General features: G+C 28.2%; 3 protein-coding genes. All 3 read right to left on the bottom strand.

Annotated elements, in window-relative coordinates; all coding sequences use genetic code 11:
- Positions 1-100: 100 nt before the first annotated feature.
- On the bottom strand, positions 101-1,006 hold the full coding sequence (locus RI68_RS01705) for an alpha/beta hydrolase (protein WP_017193532.1): 906 nt from the start codon (positions 1,004-1,006) through the stop codon (positions 101-103).
- Between the two features lie 36 nt (positions 1,007-1,042).
- The gene (locus tag RI68_RS01700) at positions 1,043-3,367 is read right to left on the bottom strand and encodes an ATP-binding protein (RefSeq protein WP_017193531.1); all 2,325 of its coding nucleotides are present in this window, start codon (positions 3,365-3,367) and stop codon (positions 1,043-1,045) included.
- 43 nt (positions 3,368-3,410) lie between these two features.
- Positions 3,411-3,586 (bottom strand): HU family DNA-binding protein (locus RI68_RS01695; RefSeq protein WP_017193530.1); only part of this gene is annotated, 176 nt, incomplete at its 5' end.

Below are 3,586 nucleotides of genomic sequence, written 5' to 3'. Positions count from 1 at the left end.
AGATTACTAGGTAAAGATTGAAAGATTTTTTTAATTAACATGGTTATTTTTCCTTTCCAAGTTGTGTGTGTTGTTAAATAAAAAAGACCCTGGCGGGTCTTTAAATATTAAATTGTTCTAACCATTCAATAACATCTTGATAAACTTGTTCATTATCTAAATCGTTAAATAAATTGTGATAATTTAAAGGATACAATTTTAATTTTTTATTTGTATTTTGAATCAAATCAAAAAGTTCTTGACTATTTTCTGGTAAAATAATTTGATCTTGACCGCCATGTAATAATAATATGGGAACTGGATATTGAAATAATTCGTTTATTATTTTTTCTTGAAAATATTGAATACTTAAAATCATAGTGTTTCTTATAAAATTTGGTGTTAAAAAATTAATAGTACGACAATTTTTCATTTCTGTAGTCAAAGGTAATCTGGATAATTTTTCATAATTCATACCTACTGGAATATTATCCATATTTTGAATATTTTCTGGATTAATAAAATTAATTACAGAATCTATTATTTTTGTCGGAGAACCACTATTAATAACACCATCAATATCGTTATATTTATAAACATAACAATTATTAATCATTCCACCTAAACTATGTCCTAATAAAATAATTTTTAAATTATTTTCTTGTTTTAAAGAATTAACTATTAAATGTAAGTCATCTAAAAAAGTATGGAAACTATCAATATCCGCTATATTATTATTATCACTTCTACTTTGTCCATGACTTCTAATATCATAAAGTAAAACATTATAACCAGATCGATTTAAATAGTTAGTTAGTTTTTCATATTCTTTAGAACTTTCAGCAATGCCATGAGTAATAATTATATTCGCTTTAGCATTTTCAACTGTTTTTAGTTCTGTGTAAATACCAGTTGTAACTTTGTTTAACAAAGGATAAGCATAGATCTTTTTTTTATGTGCAAACAAAAATAAACCAATAAATAAAACGATATTAAACAATAGTAAATGTTTTTGTAATTTAAACATAAATTAAATCTCCTTTTATTTTTTATTCTTTTTTTATCACCAGTCATCGCTGGTTCTTTTATTATATGCGGCTTCTTTAACTTTATCATAGTTGTGTTTATCTTGGTAAAGAGATAAAGTTCTTCTTTTTGGATTGAAGTGGAGGTGGAAATTGGTTAATTTGAAATCAGAATTGTGAACGAAAGCATCACCAAGGTAATAGTCTTTGTCTTCTTCTAAGAAGTGTTTAGGGCCTTTGTATTTAAGGATTAAATAATTACCACCTGGGCCTTTGTGTTGTTGTTTTTCGAAATTGATATAACGCCATAAATAACTATCATCTTTGGCATAAAAAGAAGTGGAATCAAATCCGTCTAAAGTAGTATGGTTATAAGTATCGCCATCTTTATTCCAACGGTCGAAAGGATGACGATCTTTGATGTAACAAACTAAGTTAGAGGGTTCTTTTTGAAGTTCGCGACGATTTTCGACCAGCTTTAATTCTTTTCTTAAACTTTCTTCTTGAGCTGGAAGAGTTTTAAGTTTATTTTTAATATCGATGATTTCTTGATTTTTATCTTTAATGGTTTGTTCGTATTTGTCAGGTGTTTGGTTTAAAGTGGCTAATTCTTGTTCCAATTGAGAGATTTTATTTTCTTGGTGGATTTTAGTTAATTGCTGATTAATATTATTTAATTCCGTTTGGATTTGATAATGGCGACGATTGTAATAGTTAATTCCGTTTAAACCATCAAAAGTATAGCGACATTCAATTTTAGTTTCGTCTTTAGGTTTATCTAAATATTGAAGGATTCCTTCACGCCATTGGGCGTATTGGTTTTCACAAGCTGTTCGGCGTTGTTTTACTTTTTGATGATCGGGTTTTATTTTTAATTTTAAATTTAAGACTTCTTCAATATCCGAAGGTAACATGACTTCGTGAGTTTGAGGGTTTTGTTGAGACCATTTAGCCGTTTTTTTGTAAGCTTCTTCGATGATTGTGGTTAAATCACGGTTAGAAAGATTTTTACCTTGACATAATTGAGTAATCTCTTTTAAAGCTAAGAAAGTATGATAACTAATTTGATAAGGGGTGATAATATGTTTTAAATAACCTTCAATTTCATGATCTTTTAAATGTCCAATATAGATTTCTTTACTAAAACGACTGCGTAAAGCGGAGTCAATTTTATGAAGGTTATTAGTAGCTCCCATTAAGACAATTTTTTTATTACTACTATTAAAACCATCTAATTTATCTAATAAAGTATTAATCACATTGACTCCTCCTGAAGAAATGTTGGAATCATTACGATTTTCTAATCCTTCGATTTCGTCAATAAAGATAATGGTTTTATCATGATTTTCGGCTTCTTGCCACACTTTATCCACTTCTTTTTCCCCTTCTCCGATGTATTTTTGTCGGAATTTGGAAGGAATTAAATTAATAAAGTGCACGTTAGCCTCACCACAAAGAGCTTTAATTAAAAAGGTTTTTCCTGTTCCTGGTGGTCCATAAAGTAAATAACCTTTGGGACGAACTTGATCGAAGTTAATTAAGGATTGGTTCGTGCGAAAATAAGTTAATAAGTCTTCTAATTCTTCTTTTTCGCTTTCCATGCCGTAAACGTCTTTGAATGTCACTTTCTTTTTAGTATGAGGAAGAGGTTTATTTTCTTTTAAATGATTTAATTGAGTTTGTAAGTTTTTCTTTTGTTTTTCAAAAGAAAATTTTTGATCAGTTAAGAAAAGTTGAAAATCTTTGAAATTTTTTAATTCAGTTTGATTTTTTTGATATTCTTTTTGAGTTTTTAATTCTTCAATTCTTTTTTGATTAGCTTCGACATAATTAAGAGCTTGGTTTAATTGGAAAATTTGTTGTTGGAGGTTTTCTTGGGTTTGAAGTTGATCCTTTTCTTTAGCTAATTTTTCTAGTTCTTCTTGTTTTTCTTTTTGATTTTGGTTTAACACTCTTCTTTGTTCTAATAAATTATCGACTAAGGTTTGTTGGGTTTGTTGTTGGGTTTTTAGTTCGGTTAATTGTTGTTGTTTTTGGGTTTTAATGGTTGGAGTTAATTGCGGATTATTAGTTAATTCGGTTTGGAGAGTTTTGATTTTAGTAATAATGTCGGTTAAAGTTTTAACATTTTCATCAATTTGGGTTTTTAAGGTGTGATCTTTTTGTTGTAATTCTTTGATTTTGGCTTGTTCTAATTTGATTTGGTGGTCGATCTCTTGTTGTGGTGTTGATGGAGTTTTTTTAGTTAATGATGGAGTTTTAGTTGATGGACGAGAATGGGTGATACCAAAGATTAATAAAATCAAGAAACCTAAACTTAATAATCCGATCAAACTCAGATAAATTTTTTTATTTAATGACATAAATAACCTCCTTTCTTAGGTTTTTTAAAAGAAAATAATTGGGTTATTTTAAAATTAAAGTTTTCACTTTATCTTTAATGGCTTTAGATAATTTGAAAGTTACTACCGTTTTGGCAGGAATTTTTAGTTTTTTCTTTGTTTTGGGGTTTCTACCGATGTAGGCTTTTCTTGATTTTAATTTGAATTTACCAAGTTTAGAGGATAAAATGACCTCTTCGT

It is taken from the genome of Vaccinium witches'-broom phytoplasma str. VAC (assembly GCF_000309405.1).
In the GTDB taxonomy this organism is placed as follows: domain Bacteria; phylum Bacillota_I; class Bacilli_A; order Acholeplasmatales; family Acholeplasmataceae; genus Phytoplasma.
The sequence above is the reverse complement of the archived record's forward strand: the minus strand, read 5'-3'. Positions and strand labels throughout refer to the sequence as shown.

Bases quoted from the DNA above. Each gene is read 5' to 3' on its own strand.
- RI68_RS01705 (WP_017193532.1), bottom strand. From the start codon at position 1,006: ATGTTTAAATTACAAAAACATTTACTATTGTTTAATATCGTTTTATTT.
- RI68_RS01700 (WP_017193531.1), bottom strand. From the start codon at position 3,367: ATGTCATTAAATAAAAAAATTTATCTGAGTTTGATCGGATTATTAAGT.